The organism is Acidibrevibacterium fodinaquatile (assembly GCF_003352165.1).
Classification (GTDB): Bacteria; Pseudomonadota; Alphaproteobacteria; order Acetobacterales; family Acetobacteraceae; genus Acidibrevibacterium; species Acidibrevibacterium fodinaquatile.
On sequence record NZ_CP029176.1, the window covers coordinates 1,683,973 to 1,697,867 of the forward strand.

Sequence of the window (13,895 nt, forward strand, 5' to 3'; positions counted from 1 at the left end):
AAGTAATTAAAAACCACAAATTTGAAAATATTAATTTTATTATATTACTTGTATATTCTATTCTAAATGAAATTATAGATGTTGCTTTATAATTTATTTTTTCAATTTTATCATTAGAAATGATCTGAATAAATAAAATTAAATTAAAAGCAGCGGCAAAAAAAATGATATTGTGAATTTTGTCATGAAATCCATAAAAAATATTGCTTTCTCTGATTCATTTCCACTTGCGCAGCTTTGGGTTATTTCATATAATATACTTTTCGGCATTATTTGCGCTGTAATAAAATTAACTGGTCTAATAAAGCAACCTATATGCTGAATGAGCGTTGGGTTGATTTTATAGTAATAATAAAGTATTATATCAGGAACAATAAGTATTGCCATTATTATCTGTATAATCACCTGTTTTGCTGAGATTAGTTTTTTGTAATTTTCCTCGACAGCCATCCATTCTTTTGCTCTTTGTGTAAACTTCATATCCCTACCGCTCCCTCACCCCATCATGGACATATTCGCGGCGCGGCGCGAGGAGGTCGTCGATGACGCGGCGACGGCCGGGCGCCACCGAACGCCGCCAGATCCTTCCGCGCGTCATGGGCGTAAGCCGCCTCGGGTAGCGGCTCTTTCGATTAGCCCTTGGCGAGCTGCTGCTCGACCAGCGTCGCCCAGTAGGAGGCGCCGATGGGGAGCAGGGAGTCGTTGAAATCATAAGCCGGGTGGTGGACCATCGGCTCGTTCTCGCGCCCGCGGCCGCCGCCGAGCATGATGTAACAGCCGGATTTCTCATTGAGCATGAAGGAAAAATCCTCGCTGCCCATGGTCGGCTGGTCCATGTGGCGGACGGCGTTCGCGCCCGCCACCGCTTCGGCGGCGCGGCGGGCCAGCGTCGTCGCCTCCGCGTCGTTCACCGTCGCCGGGTAGGTGCGGCGGAATTCGACTTCGACGCTGGCGCCGAAGCTTTCCGCGATGCCGCGCACCAGCCGCAGCACCCCGTGTTCGAGCTGGTCGCCCACTTTCGGCTGGAACCAGCGCGCCGTGCCCTTCATCCGCGCCTGCTGTGGGATGACGTTGTAGGTGTCACCGGCGACGATCTGCCCGATCGTCAACACCGCTGGGAGGTTGGGATCGACGCGGCGGGCGACGATGGTTTGCAGCGCCGTCACGATCTGGCTTGCGATCACGATCGGATCGTTGCCGTTATGCGGCTGCGCGCCATGGGCGCCGCGGCCGGTGATGCAGATGTCGATCTGCGCCGCTGCCGCCATCACCGGGCCTTCGCGCCAGGCGAAGACACCTTCCGGAATCCCCGGCCAGTTATGCATGCCGTAGACGCGCTCCATCTCATAGCGCGAGAAAAGCCCTTCTTTCACCATTTCCCGCCCGCCGCCGAGCCCTTCCTCGGCGGGCTGGAAGATGAGATAGACGGTGCCATCGAAATTCCGGGTCTCGGCGAGGTAGCGGGCGGCGCCGAGCAGCATCGTCGTGTGCCCGTCATGGCCGCAAGCATGCATTTTGCCCGGCGTTTTCGAGGCGTAAGGAAGGCCGGTTTCCTCGAGAATGGGCAGCGCGTCCATATCGGCGCGGAGCCCAATGGCGCGGCCCTGGCCGCCATGTTTGCCATGAATGACGCCGATCACCCCGGTTTTGGCGATGCCCGTCACCACCTCGTCCACCCCGAATTCGCGCAGCTTCTCGGCGACGATTTTGCTGGTGCGGACTTCTTCGAAGCCGAGTTCGGGGTGCTCGTGAAAATCACGGCGCCAAGCGGTGAGGTCGTCGGCATAGGCGGCGATTCGGTTGATGATCGGCATGAGCGGGCTCCTTGCGGGAATTCAAGTCTCCATCTTGACGGCTTGAAACGTGCGCGCAAGCCCGTCGGCAAGGCCGATCGGGCGCACACCGAGGCGTGCGATCATCGGCGCGGTGGGGAAGGCCTTGTCTTCCAAAAGTCTGCGGATTTCCTCGGGCCACGCGCGAAGCGGGAGGCGAAGGCCGCTGGTGATCCTGGCTGCGAGCATCAGGAGTGAGGCTGGCATCGGCACGATCCGCGGCTGGGGAAGGCCGCAGGCAGCGGCGATGGCGCGGGCGAAATCGGCGTAGGTCGCGGCCTCGCCGCCGGCGATCACCAGCGTCTCCGGCCCTTCCCAAGCGATGCCGAGCGCGGCGTGGAGCGATTGTGTAACGTCATCTTGATGGATCGGCTGGATCAGGCTCCGCCCGCCGCCGGGAAGCGGCAGGAAGGGCAGGCGGCGCAGCATGGCGGCGAGGCGCTGGACATTCTCCTCCCCGGTCGCGCCGTAGATCATCGTCGGGTGCAGCATCACGCCGGCGCGGCCGGAGGCGAGAAATGCCGCCTCGCCGGCGCGGATTTCATCGGCGAGGCGGTCGGGGAAGCGCGAAAAGCGCCGTGTGCTGCCGAGCAAGATGAGGCGGGCGGGGCGCGGGGCGGCTTCGAGCAAGGCTTCGGTATGGCGGGCATGGGCGGTATTGACGATGCGCCCGGCATCGGCGAGCGCCGCCGCCATCGCGCGGCGATCGCCGAGATCGGCGCGCCGCACCGGCGCGAGCAAGGGATGGGCGCGGAGATCGTCGGCCGGCTGCCAATCCGCGCTCCGCACCACCGGGACGACGCCGATGCCGCCCGCGAGCAGGGCACGGGTCAGCGCCCGGCCGCTTTTACCGCTGGCGCCGATGAGGTGAACCGGCCCGGTCTTTTGTGGTATCATGTTACCTCACGCAAAAATCGCGCAAACCACTTGACGTTTTGGCGCATGCTCGGCATAAGCCGGCGACTTTCGAGAAGGAATGGGTCATGAAAACGACTCTCTCGCTGAAACCGGCGGAGGTGAAGAAGGACTGGGTGCTGATCGATGCCGAGGGCGTTGTGCTCGGCCGTCTCGCCGCCCTGGTCGCGATGCGTCTCCGCGGCAAGCACAAGCCACAATTCACCCCGCATGTCGATTGCGGCGATCATGTCGTGATCGTGAACGCGGACAAGGTGCGGCTCACCGGCAAGAAGGCCGAGCAGGCGATTTTCTACTACCACACCGGCTATCCCGGCGGCATCAAGGGCCAGAGCGCGCGCCAGCGCCTCGCCGGCAAGCGGCCGGAGCAGGTGGTGGAAAAGGCCATCGAGCGCATGATCACCCGCGGGCCGCTGCAGCGCCAGCAGATGCGCAATCTGCATGTCTATGCCGGGGCCGAGCATCCCCACGCCGGGCAGACGCCGCGCCGGCTCGATCTTGCCGCCCTCAATCCGAAAAACATGAGAGGCTGAGCCCGATGTCAGGAACCACCCGCACGCTGGCCGATCTCAAGGATCTCGCCGCCGCCGCGCCCAATCTCGCGCCGAGCGCCCCGGAGGCGCCGAAATACGAAGCCAAGCGCGACGCCCAGGGCCGCGCCTACGCGACAGGCCGGCGCAAGAACGCCGTCGCCCGCGTCTGGATCAAGCCGGGCAAGGGCGAGATCACTGTGAATGGCAAGAAGGTCGGGCAGTATTTCGCCCGCCCGGTCTTGCGCATGCTGATCACCCAGCCCTTCCTGGTTGCCGATCGCTACAATCAGTTCGACGTCATTTGCACCGTCACCGGCGGCGGGCTTTCCGGCCAGGCCGGGGCGCTGCGGCACGGGATTTCGCGGGCACTCACCCATTACGAGCCGGAATTGCGCGGCATCCTCAAGGTCGCGGGCTTTCTTACCCGCGATTCGCGCGTCGTCGAGCGCAAGAAATACGGCCACGCCAAAGCGCGGCGGAGCTTCCAGTTCAGCAAGCGCTGAGCACGGCGACCGGCGCAGGGGCAGGGCGCGATGCCCTGTCCCCGCGCCGGGGCTGAGCGGCGATGGAGCGGCTCGATCATTTCATGGCGGCGGCCAATGCGCTTTATTACGCGCGCCGCGATCCGTTCGCCGATTTCACCACCGCTCCCGAAATTTCGCAGGTTTTCGGCGAGTTGCTCGGGCTTTGGGCGGCCGAGACCTGGCGGCTGCTCGGCCGCCCCGACCCGGTTTTACTCGCCGAGGCCGGGCCCGGGCGCGGCACCCTGATGGCCGATGCGCAGCGCGCGATCGCCGCCGTCACCCCCGATTTCGCGGCCGCCCTCCGCCTCCATCTGATCGAGACCTCGCCACGGCTCCGCGCCTTGCAAGCGGCCAAGCTGCCCGGCGCCACCTGGCATGAGACCTTTGCGACCCTGCCGCCGGGGCCGCTCATTCTGCTTGCCAATGAATTTCTCGACGCCTTGCCGATCCGCCAATTTGTCCGCCGCGGCGGCGGCTGGGCCGAGCGCCACGTCGCCGGCGCGGCGTTTGTTGAAATCGCCTGCCCCGATCCGCCGGCGCTGCTCGCCGACATCGCGCCACCCGCGTTGGCGGAGGGCGCGGTGATGGAGGTCGCCGAGGCGGCGCGGGGCTGGGTCACGGCGCTCTCAGCGCGGATCGCGGCCGAGGGGGGAGCGGCCCTGCTCATCGATTACGGGCCGGCGCAGGCCGCCGCTGGCGACAGCCTGCAAGCGCTGCGTCACGGTCGTCCGGCGCCACCGCTCGCAAGCCCGGGCGAGGCGGATCTTACCGCCCATGTCGCCTTCAGCCCGCTCGCCGATGCCGCGAGAGCGCAGGGGACGGCGGTTTTCGGGCCGCTCGCGCAGGGGGTTTTCCTCGCGCGCCTCGGACTCTTCGCGCGGAGCGGCCAGCTCGCCCGCAATCTCCCCCCCAAACAGGCGGCGGCCGTGATCGCCGCCGCGCAGCGCCTGGCCGAGCCCGATCGCATGGGGCTGCTGTTCAAGGCTCTTGCGATCATGCATGCTGCGGCGCCACCGCCGCCGGGATTTGCGATGTGACTCTGCCGCCTTTTCTCAGCGTGCCGGCGCTTGCCGCAAGGCACGGGTTTTTCACGCGCGAAGGCGGCGTCTCGACCGGCGCGTTCGCCGCGCTCAACGGCAGCCTCGGCGGCCAGGATGCGCGCGAGAACGTGCTCGAGAACCGCGCCCGCGCGGCGCGCGCGCTGGGGGCCGATCCGGCGCTGATGGTCGGGTTGACGCAGGTGCATGGCGCTGCGGTGGTGCCCGTCGAAACCCCTTGGGCGCCGGGCGCCGGGCCGGCCGCGGACGCGATGGTGACGGCGCGGGGAGGCGTCGCGCTCGCGATCGTCACCGCTGATTGCGCGCCGGTGCTGTTCGCCGATGCCGCGGCCGGGGTGATCGGCGCCGCCCATGCTGGCTGGCGCGGGGCGCTGGCCGGCGTGCTCGAGGCGACGGTCGCGGCGATGGTTACGCTCGGCGCCCGGCGCGAAGCCATCAAGGCCGCGATCGGCCCTTGCATCGCGCAGCGTTCCTATGAGGTCGGCGCCGATCTGCGCGCCGCGGTTTTGGCGCAAGATCCTGGGAATGAGCGATTTTTTTTCCAAGGGCGCGATCCTGCGCATTGGCAGTTCGACCTTCCCGGTTTTTGCGCCGCCCGGCTCGCGGCCGCCGGGATCGCTGGGGCGGCGCTGCCAACGAGCGACACGGTGACCGAGGAGGCGCGGTTTTTCAGCCATCGCCGGCGCGTGCTCGCCGGCGGCGGCGCGATCGGGCATCAAATGTCGGTGATCGTGCTCTGAGATGGGGGCGCGTGTTCGCCTCACCTGCGTCGTCTCGGCGCTTTTGCTGGCGCTCGCCGCGTGCGTGCCGGTGCCGCATCCCTTCGCCGGGCCGCCGACCGGCGAGACGGCGCGGCTCGTGCAGCCGCCGCCGCCGCGCCTTGCGGTGCCGGTTCCGGCCAACGCCCTGCTCACCGATGCCGACGCCAAGGCGTTCGCGACCGATCTCGCCGAGGCGCTGCTCGGCAACGAGGTGCCGGCGCAGGCGGCGATCGCCAAGAGTGCGGATTGGCGTCTGGTCGCAACGGCAGAGATGCGGCAGGCGCAGGTGATCCCGCATTATGCCATCGTCAATCCCGCTGGCGTCACGATCGCGCATATCGACGGGCTGCCGGAGCCGGCGGCGTCTTGGGCGCGTGGCGATGCGGGTGTGTTGCAGAGCGCGGCCCAGGACGTCGCGCCCAAGCTCGCCGACCTCCTCACCAGCATCGATGCTGCGGAGAAGCAGAACGACCCCCATAGTCTCTATCATCGCCCCGCCGAGGTCGCGGTGCTCGGCGTCACCGGGGCGCCGGGGGATGGCGATTCTTCGCTTGCCCATCAGCTCCGCCTGCAACTGCCCCAGCTCGGGGTGATCGTCGCGAATGATCCCAAGGCGGCGGATTTCACCATCGGCGGCGAGGTGCGGATTGCGCCCGCCGAGGCTGGCAATAGCCGGGTCGAGATCCAATGGCAGATGCGGGATGCGAGCGGCCACGATCTCGGCCGTATCGTCCAGATCAATGAGGTACCGAGCGGCACCCTCGATCAATATTGGGGAGATATTGCCATCGTCGTCGCGCAGCAGGCGGCGCTCGGCATGCGCGAGGTGATGGAAAAGCAGCGTCACCCGCCGCCGGGCACGCTCCCGCTCGGCAAGAGCGCGGCCGCGGCGCCGGCATCGCCGCCTCCGGCCGCCGCCCCGCCAGCCGCCGCTGCCTTCGGCGAGCCGACCCAACCATGACACGCGCCGGTTGGACATGCTCCTGTCACATTGCTAGAAGCCGCACGCACCCCCGGATCGATCGGGGCCTCGGGATCACGCCAGATGAAAATCGTCGCCTGTAACAGCAACCGCGCACTCGCCGAGGCCGTTGCCGCGGCGCTCAATCTGCCGCTGACCAGCGCCGCCATCCGCCGCTTCGCCGATATGGAGGTGTTTGTCGAAATTCACGAAAATGTCCGCGGCGAAGACGTCTTCGTCATTCAGTCGACGTCGTATCCCGCCAACGACAATCTGATGGAGCTTTTGATTACGCTGGACGCGCTGCGGCGCGGCTCGGCGCGGCGGGTGACGGCGGTCATCCCCTATTTCGGCTATGCCCGCCAGGACCGCAAATCCGGCCCGCGCACGCCGATCAGCGCGAAATTGGTCGCTAATCTGATCACCGAGGCGGGCGCCAACCGGGTTCTCACCATGGATCTGCACGCCGGGCAGATCCAGGGGTTTTTCGACATTCCTGTCGATAATCTTTACGCCGCGCCGCTTTTTACCCGCGACATTCGCGAGCGCTTCGACGGCAAGGACCTCATGATCGTCTCCCCCGATGTCGGCGGCGTCGTCCGCGCGCGCGCGATCGCGACCCGGCTCAATTGCGATCTCGCCATCATCGACAAGCGCCGCGAGCGCGCCGGGGTTTCGGAGGTGATGAACGTGATCGGCGATGTGGCCGAGCGCGATTGCATCCTGGTCGACGACATCGTCGATTCCGGTGGCACGCTGTGCAACGCCGCCGCCGCCCTGATTGCCAACGGCGCCCGTTCGGCGAGCGTCTATACGACACACGGCGTGCTTTCGGGCGGCGCGGTGGCGCGCATCACCGCGAGCCCGATCGCGATGATGACCATCACCGATAGCATTCTGGCGACGGAAGCGGTACGCTTGGCCCACAATATCCGCCAGCTTTCGATCGCCCGCTTGCTCGCCGAGGCGATGCGCCGGATCAGCGATGAAAGCTCGGTCAGCTCACTTTTCGAATGAGTTTCAAGGAAGGAAACCCTCATGAAGCTGCTCTATGCGCCGGGTGCCTGTTCGATCGGCATTCACGTCATTCTCGAGGAAATCGGCGCCCCCTTCGAGATCGAAAAAGTCTCTCTCCGTGATGGTGAGCATTTCAAGGAAGGTTTCACCGCCCGCAACCCCAAGTCGAAAGTGCCGACCCTGATCCGCGATGACGGCTCGGTGCTGACCGAGTTCCCGGCGATCGCCTATTACCTCGCGCAGACCCATCCCGCCGCGAAACTCTGGCCAGACGGGGTCGAGGCACAGGCGCGGGCGCTCGAGATCATCGATTATGTCGTCGCCACCATCCATATGCAGGGGTTTTCGCGCATGTTCGCCCCTGGAAAATTCGCCCCGAGCGCGGCCGATGCGGATGCGGTGAAAAAGCGCGGCCTCGAGATTTTCGAAACCGGGCTCGCCCTTCTCGACAAGACGCTGGCCGGCAAGGATTATGCCGTCGGGCCGTATTCGATCGCGGATGCGGCGATGTTCTATATCGAGTTCTGGCGCATGTCCGGCAAACAGCCGCTTCCCCCCCATCTCGCCGCGCATTACCAGCGCATGCTCGCCCGCCCGGCGGTGCAGCGGGTGTTGAAGAAGGAAGGGTTGGCCTGAGGGCGGCGGTTTGAGCACCCTCATCCCGGCGCCGTTCTGGTTTCTCCGCCACGGCGAGACCGATTGGAACGCCCAAAATCTCGCCCAGGGCAATGTCGATATTCCGCTCAACGCGCATGGCATCGCCCAGGCCCGCCAAGCGGCGGCGGCGCTGGTCGGACGCGGGATCGAGGCGATCGCCGTCTCGCCTCTCGGCCGCGCGCGCCAGACCGCCGATATCGCCGCCGCGACCCTCGGGGTTCCGGTCGAGATCGTGCCTGATCTGCGCGAGGTCGCCTTCGGCGTCGAGGAAGGCCGGCCGATGGGGGCATGGTTCACGGATTGGTTCGCCGGCCGCGCAACGCCCGAAGGCGGCGAGCCGTTCGGCGCACTTCGGCTGCGTGCCCGCTTGGCGCTCAATCGCGTGCTTGCCGTCGAGCGGCGTTGGCTGGTGGTGGCGCATGGCGGGCTGTTCCGCGCCGTGCGCGCCGAAATGGGTCTGACCGCCGCGGTCAGGACCGCCAATGGCGTGCCGATCTTCTGCCTCCCCCCGACTGCGGCTGGCGAAACCTGGCGCCTGCTCTCGCCGGCCGAGGTGGATCAAGGGGCGGCGGGCACGCCGGTCGCGGACGGCACAGGATAAGGTTGCCGCGCCGGCGCCGATCGGCTAAGCGCAACCCGCGCCGGCACCCCTGGAGGCCGGCGTTTGGAATGAATAGCAGCAGGAGCGAACCATGGCCAATTTCGTGACGATCGAGGCCGAGGCGCGCACGCGAGCCGGTAAGGGGGCGGCGCGGGCGACCCGGAGAGAGGGCAAGGTGCCCGGAGTGATCTATGGCGCGAAGGAGAGCCCGAGCCTCATCGCGCTCGACCCGCGCCTGGTGCTGCGTGAGATCCATCGCGGCGGCTGGCGCTCGCGCCTCTATGAAATTTCGGTGGCGGGGGCGAAAACGCGCGCGCTCATTCGTGACGTGCAGTTTCACCCGGTGAATGACGCGCCGATCCATGTCGATTTCCAGCGCCTCGCTGCCGGCGAGGCGGTGCGCGTCGCGGTTGCCGTGCATGTCAAGAACGATGGCATCAGCCCCGGCGTCAAGCGCGGCGGCGTGCTCAATGTCGTGCGTCACACCGTCGATGTTTATTGCGATCCGGAGAAGGTGCCGGAATATTTCGAGGCCGATCTCGCAGCGCTCGACATCAACGACAATGTCCGCTGGTCCGATCTCAAGGGCACCGAGCATTGCCGCCCGACCATCCTCGATCGTGACTTCGTGATCCTGACCATCGCGGCGCCGACCAAGGCGGCCGAGACCGCCGAGGTGGCCGAAGGGGCGGCGGCGCCGGCCGCGGCAAGCCCCGCCAAGAGTGCGGCACCAGCCAAGGGTGCGGCAGCCCCCGCCAAGGCGGCGCCGGCCAAGCCCGCGGGCGGCAAGAAGGGCTGATCGCGCGGACCGTGTGTGACGCATGTTGCTTTGGGTCGGCCTCGGCAATCCCGAGCCGCGCATGCGCCGCAACCGGCATAATATCGGCTTCATGGCGCTTGATGTCATCGCTGACCGCCACGGGTTCGGCCCGTGGCGGCAGCGTTTCAAGGGCCTGATCGCCGAGGGGCAGATCGGATCGCAACGGGTGCTCGCGCTGAAACCGCTGACCTATATGAACGCCTCTGGCGAGAGCGTCGTCCCGGCCGCCGCGTTCTACAAGATCGCGCCGGCGGCGATCACGGTGTTTCACGACGATCTCGATCTCGCGCCGGGCAAGCTGCGAGTGAAGCGGGGCGGCGGGGCGGCGGGGCATAATGGTCTGCGCAGCCTCGATCGCCTGCTCGGGACGGAGGATTACTGGCGGGTGCGGCTCGGCATCGGCCATCCTGGCGAGAAGGCACGGGTGCTCGGCCACGTGCTCGGCGATTTTGGCCGCGAGGACGAGGATTGGCTGGTGCCACTCCTCGATGCCGTCGCCGCGGCGGCGCCGCTCTTGGCGTCTGGGCAAGGGGAGGCGTTCATGACCAAGGTCGCGCTTTTGCGCCAGGAGCAGGGCTGATGGGATTCAATTGCGGCATCGTCGGGCTGCCCAATGTCGGCAAATCGACGTTGTTCAACGCGTTGACGGCGACGGCGCAAGCGCAGGCGGCGAATTATCCGTTCTGCACCATCGAGCCCAATATCGGCCGCGTCGCGGTGCCGGATGCGCGGCTTGCGGTGCTTGCCGGGATCGCGAAATCGGCGCGGGTCGTGCCGACCTCGCTCGAATTCGTCGATATCGCCGGCCTCGTGCGCGGGGCGGCGAAAGGGGAGGGGCTCGGCAACCAGTTTCTCGCCAATATCCGCGAGGTCGATGCCATCATCCATGTGCTGCGCTGCTTCGAGGATGACGATATCGTCCATGTCGAGGGCAGTATCGATCCGCTGCGCGACGCCGAGACGGTGGAGACCGAATTGATGCTCGCCGATCTCGAAAGCCTGGAAAAGCGCCTGCCGAATTTGCAGAAAAAAGGGCGCGGCGGCGATCGTGAGGCGCAAGCGCAGGCGGCGTTGATCGCGCCGCTGCTGGAAGCCTTGCAGGCCGGCCGGCCGGTGCGCCAGGCGATCCCCGCGGGCGAGCACGAGGCGGTGCGCCGGCTCGATCTTCTGACTGCAAAGCCGGTGCTTTATGTCTGCAACGTCGCCGAGGCGGACGCGGCGCGCGGCAATGAAGCGAGCGCGCGGGTCGCCGCGCGGGCGCGGGCCGAGGGGGCGGCGGTGGTCATCGTCTCGGCCGCGATCGAGGCGGAGGTCGCGCAATTGCCAGAGAGCGAGCGTGGCGAGTTTCTCGCCGGGCTCGGTCTCGCGGAAAGCGGGCTCGAGCGGGTGATCCGCGCTGGCTATGATCTCCTCGCGCTGATCACCTATTTCACGGTCGGGCCCAAGGAGACACGGGCCTGGACGATCACGCGCGGCACCCGCGCCCCGCAAGCCGCCGGCGTCATCCACGGTGATTTCGAACGCGGCTTCATCGCCGCCGAAACCATCGCCTATGAGGATTATGTCGCGGGTCGTGGCGAGGCCGGCGCGCGCGAGGCAGGAAAACTGCGCATCGAGGGCCGTGATTACGTGGTCGAGGACGGCGATGTGCTTTTGTTTCGCTTCAACGTCTGATCAGCCGGCGCCGGTCTCGGGCAGCGCTTTCAGCCGCTGCGCATAGACATTGATGATCAGGGCGGCAAGCAGGATCAGGCCGCGGATCAGAATTTTCAAGAAACTGTCGATATTGACGTGATCGAGGCCGTTATTGAGGACGCCGAGCACGAAGAGGCCGACCAGCGTATTGCCGATGCCGCCCTGGCCGCCGAATAGGCTGGTGCCGCCGACCACCACCGCCGAGATCGAATCGAGCAGATAATTATCGAATTCATCCTGTTGCGCGCTGCCGAAATGGGCGACACCGAGCATGCCGGCAAGCCCCGAGCAGAGCGCCGAGATGATCATCACCGCGGCGATCACGGCGCGCACATTGACGCCGGAATACTCCGCCGCCTCGCGGTTGCCGCCGACCATGTACACATAGCGGCCAAAGCGCGTGTAGGTGAGCACGATATGCGCGAGCGCCAGCACGAGGCCTGCCACGATGACGATCCACGGCACCGGGCCAAGCCCGCCATTGCCGAGTGCCGCGATCACTTTCGGCACCGCGTAGGCGATCTGCCCGCGCACCAACATCGCGCAAATGCCAGCGCCGATCTGCAACATCGCGAGCGTCATGATGAAGGAGGGAATGCCGATCCAGGTGATGCCGAAGGCATTGACCGCGCCGAGGAGAAAACTGCCAAAAACCGCGAGCGCGATCGCGGCGATGCCCGGCAGCGGCAGATTGGCGATGTTCACGCTCGCATCTTGGGCGGTGAAAAAAGCCAGGATGATGCCGGTCGCGTTGGCGACGCTGGCGACACCGAGATCGATCTCGGCGCAGAGAATGACGAAGGTGAGCCCGACCGCCATGATCCCGGTCACGGAAATCTGCTGCAGGATATTGGCGAGATTATCGAGGGTGAGGAAGGAGGGGCTGGCGGCGGAAAACAGCACGACGAGGAACAGCAGGGTCGCGAAGGGCGCGATATTGCGCAGCCGCAGACGCAGCCATTGCCCGCGGCGCGGCGCGGGAATGGCGGGGGCGGTCTCGGCAAAACTGGTGCGTTCTTTGCTCATGCGGCGGCGAGAAGACGGTCTTTGCTCACCACCTCATTGGCGAATTCGCGGGTAATGCGGCCCTTTTTCATGACCAGGATGCGATCGGCGAGCGAAAGCACCGTCTCCGGCTCGGTGGAGGCGACGATGATCGCAAGCCCCTCATCGCGCAGCCGGCGCACGATGCGCACCACGTCTTCTTTGGCGCCGACATCCATCCCGCGGGTCGGCTCCGAGAGAAGCAGCACTTTCGGCATGAACGTGAGCCATTTCGCCAGCGCCACTTTCTGCTGATTGCCGCCCGAAAGCGTCCCGAGCGGGCGGTCGGGGAGCGCTGGGCGAATGCCGAGTTCGGCGATGTGCCGGCGCGCGATCTCACGCTCGCGTTTCGGTTTGAGCCAGAGCCGGGCGAGGCGCTCGAGCACGCTGATCGACATGTTTTTATAGAGCGGTTCGAGCGCGAACAGCATGCTGCGCCGGCTTTCAGGCACGAAGGCAAGGCCGGCACGGCACGCGTGGGTGGTGTTGGAAAGCCGCACGGCGTGGCCTTCGATACGCACGATGCCGCGCTCTGGCGGGGTTTTGCCGAACAGGGCGCGCGCGAGATCGAGCTGACCCGAGCCCATGAACCCATAAATCCCGAGCACCTCGCCGGCGCGTACGCTGAGCGAGACATCCTCGAACGATGCGCCGAGGCCAAGCCCCTCCGCCGCCAAGACCACCGGCGCATCTTTAGGGCCGCGCAGCGCGATCTCGCCGAGATAGCTCTCCTCGAGTTCGTGATGCCCGGCGCCGATCATGCGCTCGATCAGCCACGCCTTGTCGATTGCGGCGACGCGCGCCTCGCCGACCTTGGCGCCGTTGCGAAACACGCTGACGCGGTCGCAGATGGCGAGCACGTCGTCGAGGAAATGGGAGATGAAGATGAAACTTCTGCCCTCGGCGCGCAGCCGCTCGAGCAGCGCGAAGAGCCGCGCAATCTCGGGCGGCGAGAGGGCCGAGGTCGGCTCGTCGAGTATGACGATGCGCGCGCCAGAAAACAGCACGCGCGCGATTTCGACGAGCTGCTGCACGCCGAGCGGAAGGCTTCCCATCTCGGCGCGCGGGTCGATCGCCAGGCCCAGGCTCTCGAGATGCCGCCCGGCGATCGCCACCATCGCCGGCCAGTCGATGAAGCCGAGACGGTTGCGCGGCTGCATGCCAAGGAGCACGTTCTCGGCGACCGAGAGCGTCGGCACGATGGCGAGTTCCTGATGCACCATGCCGATCCCGGCCTCGCGCGCGTCCCGCGCCGAGCGGAGCCGCACGATTTTGCCCTCGATCCGCATTTCGCCCTGATCGCTCGCATGGACGCCGGCGATGATTTTCATCAGCGTCGATTTGCCGGCGCCGTTTTCGCCGACCAGACCGTGGATTTCGCCAGCAGCGAGGGTGAAATCGACCCCTCTGAGAGCCGCGACGCCGCCGAAGGATTTGGCGACGTCGCGAAGTTCGAGGAGCGGCGTCGAGGACATTG

General features: G+C 65.8%; 16 protein-coding genes. 11 read left to right on the forward strand and 5 right to left on the reverse strand.

Going from position 1 to position 13,895, the window contains the following annotated elements; translation table 11 throughout:
• Positions 1-138: 138 nt before the first annotated feature.
• The 3 genes from DEF76_RS19290 to DEF76_RS08135 form a co-directional block, all read right to left on the reverse strand.
• Complete coding sequence (locus DEF76_RS19290; RefSeq protein WP_162800556.1) at positions 139-480, reverse strand: hypothetical protein; 342 nt, start codon at positions 478-480, stop codon at positions 139-141.
• A 152-nt stretch (positions 481-632) separates the two neighbouring features.
• Positions 633-1,814, reverse strand: a complete 1,182-nt coding sequence (locus DEF76_RS08130; RefSeq protein WP_114911904.1) for a M20 aminoacylase family protein — start codon at positions 1,812-1,814, stop codon at positions 633-635.
• 21 nt (positions 1,815-1,835) lie between these two features.
• Positions 1,836-2,729 (reverse strand): SDR family oxidoreductase, encoded by an 894-nt coding sequence (locus tag DEF76_RS08135; protein WP_114911905.1) that lies wholly within the window; start codon positions 2,727-2,729, stop codon positions 1,836-1,838.
• 86 nt (positions 2,730-2,815) lie between these two features.
• On the opposite strand from DEF76_RS08135, the gene rplM reads away from it, so the two are divergent.
• From rplM to ychF, 11 genes are all read left to right on the forward strand, one after another.
• On the forward strand, positions 2,816-3,280 hold the full coding sequence (gene rplM / locus DEF76_RS08140; RefSeq protein WP_114913747.1) for a 50S ribosomal protein L13: 465 nt from the start codon (positions 2,816-2,818) through the stop codon (positions 3,278-3,280).
• 5 nt (positions 3,281-3,285) lie between these two features.
• Positions 3,286-3,783 (forward strand): 30S ribosomal protein S9, encoded by a 498-nt coding sequence (rpsI, locus tag DEF76_RS08145; protein ID WP_114911906.1) that lies wholly within the window; start codon positions 3,286-3,288, stop codon positions 3,781-3,783.
• Positions 3,784-3,845: 62 nt separating this feature from the next.
• Positions 3,846-4,841 carry a class I SAM-dependent methyltransferase gene (locus DEF76_RS08150; protein WP_114911907.1) on the forward strand — a complete coding sequence of 332 codons (996 nt, stop codon included), beginning with the start codon at positions 3,846-3,848 and terminating at the stop codon, positions 4,839-4,841.
• A complete protein-coding gene (gene pgeF, locus DEF76_RS08155) occupies positions 4,838-5,602 on the forward strand; it encodes a peptidoglycan editing factor PgeF (protein ID WP_114911908.1) in 765 nt (254 codons plus the stop codon). The genes DEF76_RS08150 and pgeF overlap by 4 nt, the downstream gene beginning before the upstream one ends.
• A gap of 1 nt (position 5,603) precedes the next feature.
• Positions 5,604-6,584 carry a hypothetical protein gene (locus DEF76_RS08160; protein ID WP_114911909.1) on the forward strand — a complete coding sequence of 327 codons (981 nt, stop codon included), beginning with the start codon at positions 5,604-5,606 and terminating at the stop codon, positions 6,582-6,584.
• An 84-nt stretch (positions 6,585-6,668) separates the two neighbouring features.
• Positions 6,669-7,601: a ribose-phosphate pyrophosphokinase gene (locus DEF76_RS08165; RefSeq protein WP_114911910.1), complete on the forward strand. Its 933-nt coding sequence runs from the start codon at positions 6,669-6,671 to the stop codon at positions 7,599-7,601.
• Positions 7,602-7,622: 21 nt separating this feature from the next.
• Complete coding sequence (locus DEF76_RS08170; RefSeq protein WP_114911911.1) at positions 7,623-8,237, forward strand: glutathione S-transferase family protein; 615 nt, start codon at positions 7,623-7,625, stop codon at positions 8,235-8,237.
• A gap of 10 nt (positions 8,238-8,247) precedes the next feature.
• Complete coding sequence (locus DEF76_RS08175) at positions 8,248-8,859, forward strand: histidine phosphatase family protein (RefSeq protein WP_114911912.1); 612 nt, start codon at positions 8,248-8,250, stop codon at positions 8,857-8,859.
• Positions 8,860-8,950: 91 nt separating this feature from the next.
• On the forward strand, positions 8,951-9,658 hold the full coding sequence (locus DEF76_RS08180; protein ID WP_114911913.1) for a 50S ribosomal protein L25/general stress protein Ctc: 708 nt from the start codon (positions 8,951-8,953) through the stop codon (positions 9,656-9,658).
• 22 nt (positions 9,659-9,680) lie between these two features.
• On the forward strand, positions 9,681-10,259 hold the full coding sequence (pth, locus tag DEF76_RS08185; RefSeq protein WP_114911914.1) for an aminoacyl-tRNA hydrolase: 579 nt from the start codon (positions 9,681-9,683) through the stop codon (positions 10,257-10,259).
• On the forward strand, positions 10,259-11,353 hold the full coding sequence (ychF, locus tag DEF76_RS08190; protein ID WP_114911915.1) for a redox-regulated ATPase YchF: 1,095 nt from the start codon (positions 10,259-10,261) through the stop codon (positions 11,351-11,353). Before pth ends, ychF begins: the two co-directional genes overlap by 1 nt.
• Here ychF and DEF76_RS08195 read toward each other — a convergent pair whose 3' ends face one another.
• Both DEF76_RS08195 and DEF76_RS08200 read right to left on the reverse strand, forming a co-directional pair.
• Positions 11,354-12,400 carry an ABC transporter permease gene (locus DEF76_RS08195; RefSeq protein WP_114911916.1) on the reverse strand — a complete coding sequence of 349 codons (1,047 nt, stop codon included), beginning with the start codon at positions 12,398-12,400 and terminating at the stop codon, positions 11,354-11,356. It lies immediately after the preceding gene.
• On the reverse strand, positions 12,397-13,893 hold the full coding sequence (locus DEF76_RS08200) for a sugar ABC transporter ATP-binding protein (RefSeq protein ID WP_114913748.1): 1,497 nt from the start codon (positions 13,891-13,893) through the stop codon (positions 12,397-12,399). The genes DEF76_RS08195 and DEF76_RS08200 overlap by 4 nt, the downstream gene beginning before the upstream one ends.
• Between the last annotated feature and the right edge of the window lie 2 nt (positions 13,894-13,895).

Bases quoted from the DNA above. Each gene is read 5' to 3' on its own strand.
- DEF76_RS08200 (WP_114913748.1), bottom strand. From the start codon at position 13,893: ATGTCCTCGACGCCGCTCCTCGAACTTCGCGACGTCGCCAAATCCTTC.
- ychF (WP_114911915.1), top strand. From the start codon at position 10,259: ATGGGATTCAATTGCGGCATCGTCGGGCTGCCCAATGTCGGCAAATCG.
- rpsI (WP_114911906.1), top strand. From the start codon at position 3,286: ATGTCAGGAACCACCCGCACGCTGGCCGATCTCAAGGATCTCGCCGCC.
- DEF76_RS08180 (WP_114911913.1), top strand. From the start codon at position 8,951: ATGGCCAATTTCGTGACGATCGAGGCCGAGGCGCGCACGCGAGCCGGT.
- DEF76_RS08170 (WP_114911911.1), top strand. From the start codon at position 7,623: ATGAAGCTGCTCTATGCGCCGGGTGCCTGTTCGATCGGCATTCACGTC.
- pth (WP_114911914.1), top strand. From the start codon at position 9,681: ATGTTGCTTTGGGTCGGCCTCGGCAATCCCGAGCCGCGCATGCGCCGC.
- DEF76_RS19290 (WP_162800556.1), bottom strand. From the start codon at position 480: ATGAAGTTTACACAAAGAGCAAAAGAATGGATGGCTGTCGAGGAAAAT.
- DEF76_RS08195 (WP_114911916.1), bottom strand. From the start codon at position 12,400: ATGAGCAAAGAACGCACCAGTTTTGCCGAGACCGCCCCCGCCATTCCC.
- DEF76_RS08165 (WP_114911910.1), top strand. From the start codon at position 6,669: ATGAAAATCGTCGCCTGTAACAGCAACCGCGCACTCGCCGAGGCCGTT.
- DEF76_RS08160 (WP_114911909.1), top strand. From the start codon at position 5,604: ATGGGGGCGCGTGTTCGCCTCACCTGCGTCGTCTCGGCGCTTTTGCTG.
- DEF76_RS08130 (WP_114911904.1), bottom strand. From the start codon at position 1,814: ATGCCGATCATCAACCGAATCGCCGCCTATGCCGACGACCTCACCGCT.
- rplM (WP_114913747.1), top strand. From the start codon at position 2,816: ATGAAAACGACTCTCTCGCTGAAACCGGCGGAGGTGAAGAAGGACTGG.
- DEF76_RS08150 (WP_114911907.1), top strand. From the start codon at position 3,846: ATGGAGCGGCTCGATCATTTCATGGCGGCGGCCAATGCGCTTTATTAC.
- DEF76_RS08135 (WP_114911905.1), bottom strand. From the start codon at position 2,729: ATGATACCACAAAAGACCGGGCCGGTTCACCTCATCGGCGCCAGCGGT.